Genomic DNA, 13,933 nt, shown 5'->3' with positions numbered 1-13,933 from the left:
GGAGTCTGATTTGCCCGTTTCCCGCTCGTAGGGTGAGTGCCGTGACGCCCCCTACTGACCCTTCCTCCCCTGACGTCTGCCCGGTACGAGAACCGGGCGCGACGTCCGTGGACGTCGTACTCCCCTGCCTCGACGAGGCCGAGGCTCTGCCCCGGGTGCTGGACCGCATCCCGCCCGGCTGGCGCGCGCTCGTCGTGGACAACGGCTCCGCCGACGGCTCCGCGGACATCGCCCGCGCCCTCGGCGCGACCGTCGTGCACGAGGCGCGGCGCGGCTTCGGTGCCGCCTGCCACGCGGGCCTGACCGCCGCCACGGCGGACATCGTCTGCTTCTGCGACTGCGACGCCTCGCTGGACCCGGCCGACCTGGTGCCGTTCGTGGAACGGATCCGGGCCGGGGAGGCCGACCTGGTGCTGGGCCGCCGCCGCCCGCAGACGCGCGGCGCCTGGCCGCTGCACGCCCGCACCGGCAACCTCGCCCTGGCCCGCCTGCTCCGCCGCCGCACCGGCCTGCGCCTGCACGACCTCGGCCCGCTGCGCGCCACCCGCCGCGCGCCGCTGCTGTCCCTCGCCCTCACCGACCGCCGCAGCGGCTACCCCCTGCAGATGGTCGTCCGCGCCGCCGACGCGGGCTGGCGGATCGCCGAGTACGACGTCCCGTACCGCCCGCGCACGGGCGCCTCCAAGGTCACCGGCACCTGGCGCGGCACCTGGCAGGCGGTGCGGGACATGAGCCGCGTACTGGCCGAGCCGCCGGTACAGGAAGGAGCCCGCCCGTGACCACCACCCTCCTGGTCATCGCCAAGGAGCCCAGGCCCGGACGGGTCAAGACCCGCCTGACGCCGCCGTTCACACCCGAGGAGGCCGCCGCCCTGGCGGAGGCGTCCCTCGCGGACACCCTGGCCACGGTCGCACGCACCCCGGCCGACCGCCGGATCCTGGTCCTGGAGGGCGAACCGGGCCCTTGGCTGCCGCCCGGCTTCGAGGTCGTACGGCAGTGCACGGGCGGCCTGGACGAACGGCTGGCCGCCGCCTTCGCACACTGCGACGGCCCGGCCCTCCTCATCGGCATGGACACCCCCCAGGTCACCCCCGACCTCCTCACCGTCGACTTCGCCGACTGCGACGCGTACTTCGGCCCGGCGGAGGACGGCGGCTTCTGGGCCCTGGGCCTGGCCGCCCCGGACCCTTCACTCCTGCGCGGAGTCCCGATGTCGACGCCCCACACGGGCGCCGCCCAGCGCTCCCGGCTGGCAGGACTGCGCGTACGAGACCTGCCACGCCTACGGGATGTAGACACTGCGTACGACGCCGAACTGGTCGCCAAGGCAGCCCCGGAAGGCCGGTTCGCGACCGCACTACGGCGCCTCACGGAGGCGGGCCGATGAGCGGCACGGCGGAGCTGACGGCACGGATCGGACGCCAGGCGGGGCCCGACGACGGCACTTGGTCCACCGACCCCTACGCCCACGCCCTGCGCACCGGCCAGGGCCCCCTGTACCTGCGCCGCGCAGACGGCTGGCTGCTCCTCCTGGAGATCGAGCGCTGGTGCGCCGCCCCCGACGCCGCCGACCTGGAGGTCCTACGCCGCTGCGAGGGCCCGGTACTCGACGTGGGCTGCGGCCCCGGCCGCCTGGTCGCCGCCCTGAGCAGGGCGCCCTCAAGGGGCGCGGGGAACTGCGCGACCAGCCACAACGGCGCCGCAGACGACCGACGGCATGCGGTAGCACTGGGCATCGACGTCAGCGAAGCTGCCATCACCCGCACGATCACCCGCGGCGGCACCGCCCTGCACCGCTCCGTCTTCGAACCACTCCCCGCCGAGGGCCACTGGGGCACCGTCCTCCTCATCGACGGCAACATCGGCATCGGCGGCGACCCGCAAGCCCTGCTCGACCGGATCGCCCAACTCCTCGCCCCAGGAGGCCTGTTGATTGCCGAGACGGTCCCGGACCCGGACGTCGACGAGCAGGCCCTGGTCCACGTCACCGACGCCCGGGGCGCCGCCGGGCACCCCTTCCCCTGGGCCCGGCTCGGCACATCCGCCCTGCTGCGGCACGCGAACCGCTGGCGTGCCGTCGATCAGTGGACGGCCGGGGGCCGCTGCTTCGTCGCCCTGCGCAGCCGCAGCAGCCGTAGCAGGAAAAGCACCGCCGAGCCGCCGAAGAGCACGGCGGTCACCAGCAGCCAGCGGGCCGCGAAGCGGTCCGCGGACAGGCCGGTGGCGGACGCGTAACGCGCCGTCACCTGCCCGCTGATCAGCGGGAACCAGACCAGCAGAAGCAGCAGGGACAGGGCGGTGGGCACGCGGACGTACATCACCCGATCGCGATGCCGCCCCGCCGCCTTCACCAGGGCACGGTCCGCCGCCGCATACAGCGGCAGCAGCACCAGGTCATGCAGCAGTGCCGCGCCCACGAACCACAGCGCGACCCCGAACCAGTCCCCCGCGAGCAGCTGCACCCCCGCATAGCCGGCGAGCGCGAAAGAGCAGGCCAGCAGCAGAATCTGGAGCGGGCTGCCGACCGGCAGCGCGAACCGCGGGCGCCTCATCACAGGTCTCCGAACGTCATCCGCGCCACCCACTTGGTGTTGAGCACACCGGGCGCCGCGGGCACGATGACCCGTGCCGGATGGCCGTGGTCCGGGGTCAGGTCCTCGCCGTTGACGAACAGGGCGAGCAGGGAACGCGGGTCGGCGACCTGGTTGGCGCGCAGGGCGGCCCGCCGGAAGGCGCCGTGCCGTTGCAGCGACTCCACGAAGACGTCCGGCGGATCACCGTCGTACCCGACAAGAGCCGCGAGGTCCCGCAGCCGTACGCCGCGCCACCACTGGTCCGAGGTCGACCAGCCCTCGACGCAGGCGATGGGCAACGCCGAGCTGTGCAGGGGCAGTCGGAGCAGGTCGGCGCGGCTCAGCCGGACGGTGCCCGAGCGCCCGGCGACGATCAGCCGCCACGCCTCCTCGCTCCGCTCCGCCGCACTGATGCCGGCGTACGCGGCGGTCTTGTTGATCTGGAAGCCCCCCGGCCCGCCGGCGGGTTCGGCGCCCCCGTGCGGGGCGAGCACGGCGGACCAGCGCAGCCCGTCGAAGTCCTGCCCGACCGTCGTGCCGAACAGCAGCAGCGAACCGCCGCCGACCAGCCCGAGGGCACCCCGCCGCGAAACGGTCGGCGGATCGGGGTCCGGGGCCACCAACTCCCGCTCCCCCTCCGGTAGTTGACGAGGCCCACGCATGCCGCGCACATTGCGGAGGGCCATCGGCGTCTTCAGCACCGCATGCGCGACGAACGCGGCGAAGAAGACCCACGCCCCGTAGAAGTGCAGCGGGTAGAAGGAGCCGGGGAAGACGTAGTCGAGCTGGACGTTCAGCACGCCGGTGACGAACTCGAACAGGCCGCCGCCGACCAGCAGAAGCAGTGAGATCCGCTCCAGCGCGTGCGCGAGGGAACGGGCGGGCGGCAGCGTGAACAGCTTCGGTACGACCGACCACAGTTTGGCCAGCAGGACGGGGATCAGCGTGATCCCGAGGGTGACGTGGACGCCCTGTGTGAGCCGGTACAGCCAGTGCGGATCGGTCGGCCAGGAGAAGAGGTAGAAGCCGAGGATCCCCTTGTCCGGGGTCTTGTCGTTCACCGGTGACAGGTCCGGGTTGTAGGCGGCGTACGACAGCAGTCCGGTCACGAACAGCACGGTGATGCCGCCGAGCAGGACGATGCCGAGGACCGAGGTGAACCAGGGACCACGCAAGGGGCTGCGCCAGAAGGAGGGCGAGAAGGGAGTCCGTCTCATGCCCCGACCGTAGGTCCGGAGCACCCCGGAAACGGGTCCGCGAACCATGACGAAACTCTGACGTCCATGCATGTCAGCCGTCCGGAGGAGGTCCCGCGGCCTAGCGTGTGCGCCGTGAATCGCGACCTCCGCCGAGACCTGTACGCCGCCGCGTCCGCCGCACTGCTCGTCGTGACAGCCGTGGTGATCGGCACCGGCATCGAGCACCGCAACGGCTCACTGCGCGTCGGCTGGCCCCCGCTCCTGGCGACCTGGGAGCCGCACATCGGCCCCGGCACCCCGGCGGCGATCGCCGTCGCCGTGGCCGTCGTGGCGTACGGCCCCGCGCTCGCCGCCCGCCTCCCCTGGCGCCCCCTGCTGCTCGTCACCTGGGGGACGGCACTGGCCTGGACATGGTCCTTGGCCCTGGTCGACGGCTGGTACCGCGGCATCGCCCAGCAACTGACCACGCGATACGAATACCTGCAGGTCATCGGCCGCTTCCACGACATCCCCGGCACACTGCGGGACTTCACCCACCACATCATCGGCGGCACTCCCGGCAGCTGGCCCGCGCACGTGGCCGGCCATCCCCCGGGAGCCACCGTCACCTTCGTCCTCCTCGACCGCATCGGACTGGGCGGCGGCGGCTGGGCGGGCACCTTCGTCATCACCGTCGGCACGACCGCGACGGTCGCCGTCCTCGTCGCCGTACGGACACTCGCCGACGAGAAGCTCGCCCGGCGCGCGGCCCCCTTCCTCGCCCTGGCCCCGGCGGCGGTATGGGTGGGGACCTCCGCCGACGGCTACTTCACGGCGGTCGCCGCCTGGGCGACCGCGTTCCTGGCCCTGGCGGTGACGGGCCACCACCCGCGATGGACCGGTTTCGCCGCTGGCCTCCTGTTCGGCCTGACCGCCTACCTCTCCTACGGCCTGACCCTCTTCGCCCTGATCGCTGCCGCGGTCCTCCTCCTCGGCTCCCAGCGCACGCGCCCCCTCCCCTTCCTCCTCGCCGGACTCGCCGTAATCCCAGCCGTGTTCACCGCACTGGGCTTCAACTGGTGGGAGGCATACCACCTGTTGGTCACCCGCTACTACCAAGGGGCGGGCGGGGTCCGGCCGTACGGCTACTGGGTGTGGGCGAACCTGGCCTGCACGGTGTTCATCGTCGGCCCGGCCACGGCGGCAGGACTGTGCCGCACCGGCACCACCCTCATCCGCCGCCCCCCGGCACCCGCCTTCCGCCTCGCCGTCCTCGTGGCCGCCGCCCTGCTCGCCCTCCTGGTCGCGGACGCCTCCGGCATGAGCAAGGCGGAAACGGAACGCATCTGGCTCCCATTCGCCATGTGGCTGCTGCCGAGCTGCGCGTTCCTGACGGGGGCACGCGGCTGGCTCGCAGCACAGGCCGTCCTCGCGCTGCTGGTCAACCACCTTCTGCTGACGGGCTGGTGACCTGAAGCGGGCCCGGCGATTTCCGCTGCGGTACAGCAGCACCGTCAAGGGGCGCGGGGAACTGCGCGACCAGCCACAACGGCGCAGCAGACGACAGACGACACATCACGGCAAAGGCTGCTCCGTCCAAATCACCTTCCCGTACGGCGTATACCGCGTCCCCCACCGCTCGGTGAGCTGAGCAACCAGGAACAACCCCCGCCCGCCCTCGTCCTCCGTAAGAGCCCGCCGCAGTCGCGGCGACGTACTGCTGCCGTCGGAGACCTCGCACAGGAGGGCGCGATCGCGCAGCAGCCGCAGCCGGACAGGGCCGGTGGCGTGGCGAATGGCGTTGGTGACCAGTTCGCTCGCGACCAGCTCGGTGGTGAAGGCGAGGTCGTCCAGACCCCAGGCGGCGAGTTGCCGGGTGACCGCGGTGCGGGCGCGGGAGACGACCGCCGGGTCGCTGGGCAGGTCCCATTCGGCGATCCGTTCCCGGCCCAGGACGTGGGTGCGGGCGACCAGCAGGGCCACGTCGTCGCTCGGCCGGTCCGGGAGCAGCGCGTCGAGGACCGCCTCGCAGGTGTCCTCCGGGGCCCGGTCGGGGACGGCCAGGACGCTGCGGAGCAGGTCCAGGCCGGAGTCCATGTCGCGCAGCCGGTCCTCGACCAGCCCGTCGGTGTAGAGCACCAGTTGGCTGCCTTCGGCGAGTTCGAGCTCGACGGTCTCGAAGGGCATTCCGCCGAGGCCCAGGGGCTGGCCGGGCGGCAGGTCGACGAACTCGACCGTGCCGTCCGGCGCGACGACGGCGGGCAGGGGGTGCCCGGCGCGGGTGAGGGTGCAGCGCCGGGACACCGGATCGTAGACGGCGTAGAGGCAGGTCGCTCCGACGATGCCGGAGTCGGCCTGGGTGCTCTCCACCGCCCAGCCCTCTCCCCTGTCCAGGCGTCCCACCAGGTCGTCGAGGTGGGCGAGGAGGTCGTCGGGCGGGAGGTCCAGAGAGCAGAAGTTGTGGACGGCGGTGCGCAGTCGCCCCATGGTGGCGGCCGCGTGCAGACCGTGGCCGACGACGTCCCCGACGACCAGTGCCACGCGGGCGCCGGACAGCGGGATGACGTCGAACCAGTCCCCGCCGACGCCGGCCTGCGCGGGCATATAGCGGTAGGCGACCTCGACGGCGCTCTGCTCGGGGCGGCCCTTCGGCAGCAGACTGCGCTGCAGGGCGAGTGCGGTGTTGTGCTCGCGGGTGTAGCGGCGGGCGTTGTCGATGCAGATCGCCGCGCGCAGGACCAGCTCCTGGGCCAGGGAGAGGTCGTCGTCCTCGAAGGAGGCGGGCTTCTCGGAGCGGTAGAAGCTGACCACGCCGAGCGTGGTGCCGCGGGCCCGCAGCGGCACGGTGATCAGGGAGTGGACGCCCGCCGCGAGGACCCGTTCCAGCCGCTCCGGGTCCTGTGCGAGCCAGCCGCCGGCCTCGGCCAGGACGGGTTCCATCACGGACTGCGTGAGCTCCAGGCAGCGGGCCTGCGGCGTGGACGGAACGTACTCGACGGTGTCGCCGACGTCGTACAGATTGGCGGGCTGCTTGCGTACGGCGCGGATGGCCACCCGGCGCAGCGCGGACCGGCCGCCGAGCGACTCCGGCTCCTCGCCGCGCAGCACCGCGTCGGGCAGGTCGACGGCGACGAAGTCGGCGAACCGCTCCACGGTCACCTCGGCCAGCTCCTCCGCGGTGCGGGTGACGTCGAGGGTGGTGCCGATGCGGATACCGGCCTCGTGCAGCAACTCCAGGCGCCTGCGCGCGAGTACGGCCAGCCGTCCCACCCCTGGCTCACCGACGAGCAGCAGCCGGCTCTCGGCACCGTCGAGGATGTCGCCGACGGTTTCCACGGGCTGCGGTGCCAGGGGCGGGGGCGCGACGGCTCGTACGAGGACGGCGGGCGGGGGCACCGTCGGGGCCGGCGCCTCGCGTTCGGTCGCCGTCGACCCGTCCGCCTCCGGGGTCGCCACCGGCACCGGCCCGGCAACCGGTGGCGACGTCGGCAGCCCGAGCCCGCTCAGCCGCGGCCCGCCCAGGATGCGCGCCTCCACCGCGACGCCCGTCTCCCCGGCCGCGCCCATGACCTGACGCCGCAGCAGCGTGGCCATGCGGCCGCCCGACAGCGCAACCTCGTCGAGGGTGCGGCCCGGCGAGGCGATGAGTTCCTCGGCCCGCTCGCGCAGCAGTGCCAGATCGATCCGGCCGAGGCCGTCGCCGTCGTGCCCGTCGCCGTGGCCCGGCGCCGGAGGGCCGGGCGGCCGTGCCGCCCCGCCCGCGCCGAGGGCGGCCCGCCGGTAGGCGGCGAGGAGCGCGCGCTCCCGGTCCGTGGCCTGTTCGAGGAGGCGGCCCTCGATGTCCCGGGCGGCCGCGCGGACCAGCCGCAGCATGGTGGGGTCGCCGTCGTCGCGCAGACAGGTGAGGTCGAGGACGGCCTCGATCCGTCCGCTGAGCGGGTCCCGGACGGGGGAGCCCGCGCAGGCGAAGGGCTGCAGACAGTCGGCGAAGTGTTCACGGCCGACGACATAGATCGGTCCGCGCTCGGCGAGTGCGGTGCCGACACCGTTGGTGCCGGCCACCGGTTCGGAGGCGTCGAAGCCCGGGGCGAAGTTCACCTCGTCCAGTCGGTCGCGCAGCCGCCGGTCGCCGTCGAGGCGCCGCACCATGCGGCCCCGTGCGTCGCACAGCGCGATCGTCATGCCCATTTCGGCCAGCGAGGCGGCCAGCTCCGCCAGCACCGGGTCGGCCGCGCGCAGGAACCGTTCGTCCAGGGTGAGGCCCTGCTCGTAGGGGAGCAGCAGATGGCCGGGTTCGAGCCCCGCGGAGCGGCAGCGCTTCCAGGATTCGAGCACCGAGCCCCGGACGTCTGCCTCGACCCGCGCACCCGCCAGGAAACGTTCGTGGGCATCGACGAGTCCGCCGATGTCGTCCCAGGCGACGGACAAGGAGATCACTTCCCTCACCTGGAGCAGGCCCGGTCACATGCCGCCGACCGGCACGCCCGGGCGTATTACTCCAGTTACTCCAAGCACTTTCACCCTAGACCCGCTGTGACCCACACCACAACATCGAGCACTTATGGGACAGCCTCCGCGCCACCCATGATGATGTTACCGGTAACATCATCATCCCTCGGCCGCCCGGAGAAGCCCCGATGACCCGACCGCACCACCTGCGCGTCCCCGCCCCCTCCGCACCCCCGCTGACCGGCCATCTGCCCTTCGCGGACGCGCCCGGCGTCCCCGACCCGATCGAGGTGACCAGCCGCTGGCTGACCCGCGGCGGCCGCCCCTGGTTCCCGGTCTCCGGCGAGTTCCACTACTCCCGCCACCCGGCCGACGCATGGTCGGAGGAGCTGCTGAAGATGAAGGCGGCCGGGGTGACGGCGGTCGCGAGCTACGTCATCTGGATCCACCACGAGGAGGCCGAGGGCCGCATCCGCTTCGACGGCGACCGCGACCTGCGCCGTTTCGCCGAGCTGTGCGCCCGCCACGGCCTGGACTTCATCCCGCGCATCGGCCCCTGGTCGCACGCGGAGGTCAGGAACGGCGGCCTCCCCGACTGGCTCCTGTCCCGCGACTGCACACCCCGCACCGACGACCCCGCCTACCTGGAACCGGTCCGCACCTGGTTCACGGCCGTCGCCGACCAGCTCCAGGGCCTCGACCGGGCCCACGGCGGCCCGATCGTCGCCGTCCAGATCGAGAACGAGCTCTACGACCAGCCCGGCCACCTCCTCACGCTGAAGCGCATGGCGCAGGAGGCCGGGCTGAGCGCCCCGCTCTGGACATCGACGGCCTGGGGCGGAGTCCGGCTCCCGCCCGACGAACTGCTCCCCCTCTACGGCGGCTACACCGAGACCTTCTGGACCGAGGCGGACGGCGGCTGGCCCGACACCTGCCGCAAGCACTTCTTCTTCACCCACCAGCGCGACGACGAGGGCATCGGCGCCGATCTGCGGCCGACCACCGTCCGGGGCGGCGCCCCGGACGCCTTCGCGGACCGATTCCCCTGGGCCACCTGCGAGCTGGGCGGCGGCATGGCGGTCGCCTACCATCGGCGGCCGCGCGTGGCGGCCGCAGACATCGGAGCGCTCGGCCTCACGAAGATCGGCTGCGGCTCGGTCTGGCAGGGCTACTACATGTTCCACGGCGGCACCAACCCGGCCGGCGAGCTGACCACCCTCCAGGAATCCCACGCCACCGGCTACCCCAACGACCTCCCCGTCCTGACCTACGACTTCCAGGCACCGCTGGGCGAGCACGGCCAGTACCGGCCCTCGTACCACGAACTCCGGCTGCAGCACCTGCTGTTGGCGGAGTACGGCCATCTGATCGCCCCCATGGAGTCCGTGCTGCCCGAGCGGCGGCCGGACAGGCAGGACGACCGGGACACCCTGCGCTGGGCCGTGCGCAGCGACGGCGCCTCGGGCTTCCTCTTCGTCAACAACCACCAGCCGCACGAGCCGCTGCCGGACCGTCCCGGGACATCCTTCACCGTCGAACTCCCGTATTCCGAAGGGGCGTTGACCCTCCCGAGCACTCCGGTGACCGTGCCGACGGGCGCCTACTTCTGCTGGCCGCTGCACCTCGACATCGCGGGCCTGCGCCTGGAGTGGGCCACCGCACAGCCGGTCTGCACGGTCGACGCGGACGGCCGTACGGTTCTGGTCCTGGCCGCGACGGACGGGATCGCGCCCGAACTCGCCCTGGACGCAGGCACGTTGACAGCGGTCGCGGCACCTTCCGGGGAGGTCTCCCGCGTCGACGGCCGTGTGCTGGTCACCGGGCTGCGCCCCGGCACCGATGCGCTGGTCGAGGTGGAGACGGCGGACGGGTCGGGCTGCTGGTCCTGGACTCGGCGACCGCGCGGACCCTCTACCGGGGCGAGGCGTGGGGGGCCGAGCGGCTGGTGCTGTGTGCGGACGGGGTGGTGTTCGACGAGGGCGACGGCGAGGTGCGGGTGCACAGCCAGGCCGAGCGGCCGTCGTTCGCGGTGTTCCCAACTCCCGTGCGTGCGCCGGTGGTTGGCGACCTGGCGGCCGTACGGGAGACGGCCGACGGGGTGTTCACGCGCTGCACGATCGAGCCCGGCGAGAACATCCACGCGCCTGCCGTGTCCGTCGCACTCGTGCGCCCCGCCGGTGCGGCCCCCGCGACCGTGACGGGCGTACTGGACCGGGCGAGCGCGCCCGCGGACAAGTACTTCGACACCGTGGCGGCCGAGTACCGCGTCGACGTACCGTCGGACCTCCCGGCCGGCACGATCCTGCGGGTCCGCTGGACCGGGGACGTGGCCCGCGCGTACGTGGCGGACACGCTCGTCGCCGACCAGTTCTACTCGGGTCGGGTCTGGGACATCGGCCTCGACCGGCTGCCGCCCGGTCCGCTGCGGCTGAGCGTGCTGCCGCTCGCCGCCGACGCTCCGGTGTACCTGCCCGGTCGGGCCCGCGAGGCCGCCGGGACTGCTGCTGTCCTGGGGGCCGAGTGGGTCGCCGTACGCACGTGGGCGATCCGGGAAGGCTGAGAGCCTTTGTTCGCAGGCTCTGAAGCACTCGGCGGGCGGGGCCCCGGCCTATGCTGTGGGCCCCGCCCGCCGCCGGGAACGACCTGCCGAGCACGACCTCCGAGGAAACAGCCGCCATGCCCCCCAGCCCCGCCGACGACTCCGCTCCCAAGGGGCGTCGCCGACGGAACTTCGCCGGGGCGCGGCCCGTGATGGACGATGTGGCCCGGCTGGCCGGGGTCTCCAAGCAGACCGTCTCGCGGGTGCTCAACGACCACCCTTCCGTACGACCCGAGACGCGGGAGGCGGTCCTGGAGGCCATGCGGTCGCTCGGGTACCGCCCGAGCCGCAGCGCGCGGTCGCTGGCCAGCGGCCGGACCCGGATGCTCGGCGTGATCTCGTTCGACGCCGCTCGCTACGGCCCCGCCTCCGTCCTCACGGCGATCAACACCGCCGCCCAGGACGCCGGTTACCTGGTGAGCTCCATCGCCCTGGACACTGCCGACCAGGACACGGTCGTACGGGCGGTGGACCGGCTGTCGGCCGAGGGCGCCGACGGCGTGATCGCGATCGCCCCGCAGCGCCGGGTCGGCCGGGCGCTCGCGGACGCCCGCCTCGACACACCGCTGGTGGTCCTTGAGAACGACGTCGCGGGCGGCGCGTCCGTCGTCACCGCCGACTCGCGGACCGGAGCCCGCAAGGCCACCGAGCATCTGCTGGACCTCGGCCACCGCACCGTGTGGCACATCGCGGGCCCGGCCGGCTGGACCTCCGCCGACCACCGGCTGGCGAGCTGGCGGGAAACGCTGGCCGCGGCGGGCGCCGACGTTCCGGAACCCCTCTTCGGCGACTGGAGCGCCGACTCGGGCTACGAGCTCGGCCGCCTCCTCGCCCGCCGCCCGGACGTCACGGCGGTGTTCGCGTCCAACGACCAGATGGCACTGGGCCTGCTGCACGCCCTCCACGAGACCGGCCGCTCGGTGCCGGACGAGGTGAGCGTCGTCGGCTACGACGACATCCCCGAGGCGGCCCATCTGCTGCCGCCGCTGACCACGGTCCGCACCGACTTCACCGAGATCGGCACCCGCTCGCTACGGCTTCTGCTGAACCGCGTGGAGGGCCGCACCGAGCCGGTGCCGGTGGAGCCGCTGGTCCCGGTGGAACTCGTGGTCCGCCGCAGCAGCGGCCCGGCGCCGAACTGACGCCACGGGTGCTTACCCACTGGCGGTGCCACCAGCCCCCCCCAGGGGCGCGGGGAACTGCGCGACCAGCCCCCACCGTCCCGCAGATCGATCACAACCCTCTCATCGGAGCACTCAACTGGCGGTACGCCGAATCCTCCCGGCGTACCGCTTCTCCAGCTCCAAGTTGCCCTCGAACCCACCCGGCACGTTGGCCGATACGTAGACAGGCGGGCGCTCGCCCGAATCGAGGAGCAGCCTGGACGCCTCGGCGACCGCCATCTGGACGAGCAGAACGCCCGTGAGCGTGGAGACCGCACCGACACAACCGCCCCCGGGAAGCTCCAGCACCGCATCCCCCCGCGGAGCGCGATTGTCGAGAACCACATCCGCGATGTCGACAAGCTTCTTCCCGCTCGGATGCCCCGCAGGGACGGCCCGGGTATGAGTGAGCGAGGTAATGGCCAGAACCCGGTGGCCCCGCTCCTTGGCGTGCAGCGCCATCTCGACGATCACGTTGTTGACGCCGGAGTTGGAGATGATCACGAAGAGGTCCTGGGGGCTCGGTTCCGCGAGGCGGTAGAGCCGTTCGGCCACACCGGGCTCGCGCTCCAGGAGCGGATCGTCGAGCACGCTCGGGTCGTCGCCGCCGTACAGGACGAGGTCGGCGATCTGGAGCCGGTTGGTGGGGACCAGCCCGCCCGCGCGGCCCGCGACTTCGAGGACCATCGCCTGGGAGTGCCCGGTGCCGAACGCCTGGATCACGCCGTCCGAGCGGACGCAGTCGGCGATCAGTCCGGCGGCGCCCGCCACTTCTTCGCGTGCGGACTCGGTGATGGTCGCCAGGACGGCCAGGCTCTCCCGCGCGAAGCCCTCGGCGCTCACAGACTCGACGGACACGCGACACTCCCCACTGGTGGATTGAACCACCCCACACGACTCCACAGGTGAATCAATAAATCACATGGCCCATGCAGCGAGCAATGACCGGACATCGCTCGCTTCAGCGTCCGCTTCAGTGCCCGCCTCAGTGGTCCTGGTATTCAATCCGCACCCCGAAGGGTGGCTGATACCTTCTCCTCATGCCCTCGACGGATGTCACCACGCTGATCCGCACCGAGCTTCCCCGGCTGGCCGGATCCCTTCGCAAGGTCGGCGAGCTGATCCTGGAGGATCCGGCCGCCGTCACGCATTGCTCGGCCGCCGAACTGGGCCGCCGCACCGGCACCTCGCAGGCGACGGTGACCCGCTTCTGCCGGGCCATCGGGCTCGACTCCTACCAGCATCTGCTGATCGAGCTGGCCCAGGAGCGCGGCCGCGGCGAGGTCTCCGACTGGGGTTCCGCCGAGATCGGGCCGGACATCTCGCCGGACGACAGCCTGGAGCGGGTCGTCCAGGTCGTCGGCAGCGCGGACCTGCGTGCGATCCAGCAGACCATCGACCGTATCGACCTCGACTCGGTGGAGCGCGCGGCCCAGGCCCTGGCCAAGGCCCGGCGGATCGATGTGTACGGCGTCGGCGGCAGCGGCACGGTCGCCCAGGAGACCGAGACCCGGCTGTTCCGCATCGGCTGCTCGGTGCGCGGCTGGACCGAGGTGCACGGGGCGGCCACCTCGGCGGCCCTGCTCACCCCGGCCGACGTGGCCATCGGCATCTCCCACTCCGGCGCCACCCGCGAGACGCTCGAACCGTTCGAGATGGCCAAAGAACGCGGTGCCACCACCGTCGCCATCACCACCGACCCGCGTTCGCCGCTCGCCAGGGCCGCCGACATCCGGCTGATCTCGGCCACCTCGGAGACCAGCTTCCGCACCGGCAGCATCGGCGGCCGCCACTCCGTCCTGATGATCGTGGACTGCCTCTACGTCCGGGTCGGCCAGCTCTCCTACCAGCGCGCCAGCGCCTCCCTTGCACTGACCGACCACATCGCCCCGCAACACGCGGTGAAGTCGCGCCGGACGAGGTGAACCGGACCTCGGTTGCATGGATGAACCACCGAGGAAACGTGAAGAT

At 72.6% G+C, this 13,933-nt stretch carries 9 protein-coding genes and 2 pseudogenes; 7 read left to right on the top strand and 4 right to left on the bottom strand.

Features of this window, described 5'->3' with window-relative positions:
• The first annotated feature begins 107 nt into the window (after positions 1 to 107).
• The 3 genes and pseudogenes from P2Q00_RS19165 to P2Q00_RS19155 form a co-directional block, all read left to right on the top strand.
• A complete protein-coding gene (locus tag P2Q00_RS19165; RefSeq protein WP_275774023.1) occupies positions 108 to 779 on the top strand; it encodes a glycosyltransferase family 2 protein in 672 nt (223 codons plus the stop codon).
• Positions 776 to 1,387, top strand: a complete 612-nt coding sequence (locus P2Q00_RS19160) for a TIGR04282 family arsenosugar biosynthesis glycosyltransferase (protein ID WP_275773801.1) — start codon at positions 776 to 778, stop codon at positions 1,385 to 1,387. Before P2Q00_RS19165 ends, P2Q00_RS19160 begins: the two co-directional genes overlap by 4 nt.
• Positions 1,384 to 1,956 (top strand): annotated as a pseudogene (locus tag P2Q00_RS19155) (class I SAM-dependent methyltransferase); the annotation flags it as partial. The gene P2Q00_RS19160 and the pseudogene P2Q00_RS19155, both read left to right, overlap by 4 nt.
• 125 nt (positions 1,957 to 2,081) lie before the next feature.
• On the opposite strand, the gene P2Q00_RS51125 reads toward P2Q00_RS19155, so the two are convergent.
• On the bottom strand, positions 2,082 to 2,552 hold the full coding sequence (locus P2Q00_RS51125) for a hypothetical protein (RefSeq protein ID WP_425579516.1): 471 nt from the start codon (positions 2,550 to 2,552) through the stop codon (positions 2,082 to 2,084).
• Entirely contained in the window at positions 2,552 to 3,790 is a 1,239-nt protein-coding gene (locus P2Q00_RS19150) for a molybdopterin-dependent oxidoreductase (RefSeq protein WP_275773799.1), read from the bottom strand. The genes P2Q00_RS51125 and P2Q00_RS19150 overlap by 1 nt, the downstream gene beginning before the upstream one ends.
• A gap of 66 nt (positions 3,791 to 3,856) precedes the next feature.
• Here P2Q00_RS19150 and P2Q00_RS19145 point away from each other — a divergent pair, with 66 nt between their 5' ends.
• Positions 3,857 to 5,221 (top strand): hypothetical protein, encoded by a 1,365-nt coding sequence (locus tag P2Q00_RS19145; protein ID WP_275773798.1) that lies wholly within the window; start codon positions 3,857 to 3,859, stop codon positions 5,219 to 5,221.
• Positions 5,222 to 5,326: 105 nt separating this feature from the next.
• On the opposite strand, the gene P2Q00_RS19140 is transcribed toward P2Q00_RS19145, so the two are convergent.
• Entirely contained in the window at positions 5,327 to 8,188 is a 2,862-nt protein-coding gene (locus P2Q00_RS19140; RefSeq protein WP_275773797.1) for a SpoIIE family protein phosphatase, read from the bottom strand.
• A gap of 200 nt (positions 8,189 to 8,388) precedes the next feature.
• Here P2Q00_RS19140 and P2Q00_RS19135 point away from each other — a divergent pair.
• Positions 8,389 to 10,760: pseudogene (locus P2Q00_RS19135) on the top strand (beta-galactosidase).
• 116 nt (positions 10,761 to 10,876) lie between these two features.
• Positions 10,877 to 11,941, top strand: coding sequence for a LacI family DNA-binding transcriptional regulator (locus P2Q00_RS19130; RefSeq protein WP_275773796.1), 1,065 nt, complete (start codon positions 10,877 to 10,879; stop codon positions 11,939 to 11,941).
• 114 nt (positions 11,942 to 12,055) lie between these two features.
• Here the strand turns inward: P2Q00_RS19130 and P2Q00_RS19125 are convergent, their stop codons facing one another.
• Complete coding sequence (locus P2Q00_RS19125) at positions 12,056 to 12,820, bottom strand: sugar isomerase domain-containing protein (protein WP_275773795.1); 765 nt, start codon at positions 12,818 to 12,820, stop codon at positions 12,056 to 12,058.
• A gap of 182 nt (positions 12,821 to 13,002) precedes the next feature.
• On the opposite strand from P2Q00_RS19125, the gene P2Q00_RS19120 reads away from it, so the two are divergent.
• Positions 13,003 to 13,887 carry a MurR/RpiR family transcriptional regulator gene (locus tag P2Q00_RS19120; RefSeq protein WP_275773794.1) on the top strand — a complete coding sequence of 295 codons (885 nt, stop codon included), beginning with the start codon at positions 13,003 to 13,005 and terminating at the stop codon, positions 13,885 to 13,887.
• The last annotated feature ends 46 nt before the right edge of the window (positions 13,888 to 13,933 follow it).

Origin of the sequence: Streptomyces coacervatus (genome assembly GCF_029223485.1) — a bacterium.
GTDB classification, from domain to species: domain Bacteria; phylum Actinomycetota; class Actinomycetes; order Streptomycetales; family Streptomycetaceae; genus Streptomyces; species Streptomyces coacervatus.
The sequence above is the reverse complement of the archived record's forward strand: the minus strand, read 5'-3'. Positions and strand labels throughout refer to the sequence as shown.

Coding starts and splice junctions, on each gene's coding strand:
- P2Q00_RS51125 (WP_425579516.1), bottom strand. CDS start 2,552: ATGAGGCGCCCGCGGTTCGCGCTGCCGGTCGGCAGCCCGCTCCAGATT.
- P2Q00_RS19150 (WP_275773799.1), bottom strand. CDS start 3,790: ATGAGACGGACTCCCTTCTCGCCCTCCTTCTGGCGCAGCCCCTTGCGT.
- P2Q00_RS19145 (WP_275773798.1), top strand. CDS start 3,857: ATGCATGTCAGCCGTCCGGAGGAGGTCCCGCGGCCTAGCGTGTGCGCC.
- P2Q00_RS19130 (WP_275773796.1), top strand. CDS start 10,877: ATGCCCCCCAGCCCCGCCGACGACTCCGCTCCCAAGGGGCGTCGCCGA.
- P2Q00_RS19120 (WP_275773794.1), top strand. CDS start 13,003: ATGCCCTCGACGGATGTCACCACGCTGATCCGCACCGAGCTTCCCCGG.